The organism is Methylobacterium sp. WL103, assembly GCF_008039885.1.
Classification (GTDB): domain Bacteria; phylum Pseudomonadota; class Alphaproteobacteria; order Rhizobiales; family Beijerinckiaceae; genus Methylobacterium; species Methylobacterium cerastii.
This window is the reverse complement of the sequence record NZ_VRUX01000809.1, coordinates 1-1,541: the sequence shown is the minus strand read 5'-3', so window position 1 is coordinate 1,541 and position 1,541 is coordinate 1. Positions and strand designations below refer to the sequence as shown.

2 protein-coding genes and 1 pseudogene are annotated in these 1,541 nt (G+C 72.0%); all 3 read right to left on the bottom strand.

Annotated elements, in window-relative coordinates; translation table 11 throughout:
- Positions 1-158: pseudogene (locus FV222_RS31555) on the bottom strand (two-component sensor histidine kinase); the annotation flags it as partial.
- A gap of 7 nt (positions 159-165) precedes the next feature.
- The gene (locus tag FV222_RS25665; protein ID WP_147761399.1) at positions 166-885 is read right to left on the bottom strand and encodes a response regulator; all 720 of its coding nucleotides are present in this window, start codon (positions 883-885) and stop codon (positions 166-168) included.
- 195 nt (positions 886-1,080) lie between these two features.
- Positions 1,081-1,541, bottom strand: a 461-nt coding sequence (locus FV222_RS25660; protein WP_281406928.1) for an NAD(P)-dependent oxidoreductase, incomplete at its 5' end; no start/stop codon positions are given.

The window sequence follows — 1,541 nt, the reverse complement described above, 5'->3', positions numbered from 1 at the left end:
ACGCCGGGGTGGTCGTCCGGCCGCCACGGCTCGCGCAGAAGCACGAAGGCCGTGGTCGCGACCGCGTGGGCGACGACGATCGCCGCGACGACGAGGAGCGCGATCTGCCCGGCGACGCTGCGCGGCCGCAACCGCGCCCTGATGCCACCGAAGCTCATGTGAACCTCATGACCGGGTCACGTCCGGCGTGAACAGGTAGCCGCCGGAGCGGATCGTGCGGATGATCTCGGGATTGCGCGAATCCCGCTCGATCTTCTGGCGGATGCGGCTGACGAGCACGTCGATGCTGCGCTCGAACGGGCCGGCGCTGCGCCCCTGCGTCAGGTCGAGGAGCTGGTCGCGCGAAAGCACGCGGCCGGGGCGCAGGCACAGGGCGTGGAGCAGGTCGAACTCCGCGCCGGTGATCGAGATGCGCGCGCCCTCCGCGCTCAGCACCTGCCGCAGGGAGACGTCCAGCGTCCAGCCGACGAAGTGCATCCGGCGCACGCCCTCCTCCTCCGCCACCTCGTTGCCGGTGCGGCGCAGGACGGCACGGATGCGCGCGAGCAGCTCGCGCGGGTTGAAGGGTTTCGCGAGGTAGTCGTCGGCGCCGATCTCGAGGCCGACGATACGGTCGATCTCCTCGGCCTTGGCCGTGAGCATCAGGATCGGGATCGCGGAATTCTCTCTCAGGCGGCGGCACAGGCTGAGGCCGTCCTCGCCCGGCAGCATCAGGTCGAGGACGATGAGGTCGACCCGGCCGTCGACGAGCGCGCGGTCCATTTCGGCGCCGTCGCCGGCCAGCGTCACGCGGCAGGCGTTGCCGCGCAGGTAGCGCGCCACCAGGTTCGCGATCTCGCGGTCGTCCTCGACGATCAGGATGTGCGGGTTGGCGGGCGCGTTCATCGGCGGCGGTCGTCTTCGGTCACGTCCCGACGGGACTTCGCCACCCCTTATGGCCCGGGACGGGCGACAATCGAAGACGGGTCCCGGCAGCAAATTTGTAACGGCGTGTTTCCGCCGGTTCCCCTGGCGACGTGCATTTCGCGCGCGCAAGACGACGACGCAGCGACATCGCGCGAGAGCTTGCGCGCGCCGCCCTCAGTACCCGCGGGTTCTGTCGACGCCCGCCGGCACCTGCCCGGTGCTGCGGAAGGCCGCCACCGCGGCTGCGACCACCGCGGCCGCGGACGCCTCGTCCGTCGGCGCCGCGACGTGGGGCAGGACGGTCACGTCCGGACGGGTCCAGGCCGGGTGTTCCGGGGGCGGCGGCTCCTGCGTGAACACGTCGAGCACCGCATGCCCGACCTGCCCCGCGTCGAGGGCCTGCCACAGGTCGGCCTCGACGAGGTGCGCGCCGCGCCCGAAATTGATCACGCCGGCGTCCGGCGCCAGCCGCGCGAAGGCGTCGGCATCGAGGATGCCGCGCGTCTCGGTCGTGAGCGGCAGCAGGTTGACCAGGAACGCCGCGCCGTCCAGCGCCGCACCGGCAACGAGGTGGCGGAGGAGGAGGGCGTGCGCCGGATGCACTTCGTCGGCTGGACGCTGGACGTCTCCCTGCG

Excerpts from the sequence above, each read along its gene's own strand:
- FV222_RS25665 (WP_147761399.1), bottom strand. The coding sequence starts at position 885 with ATGAACGCGCCCGCCAACCCGCACATCCTGATCGTCGAGGACGACCGC.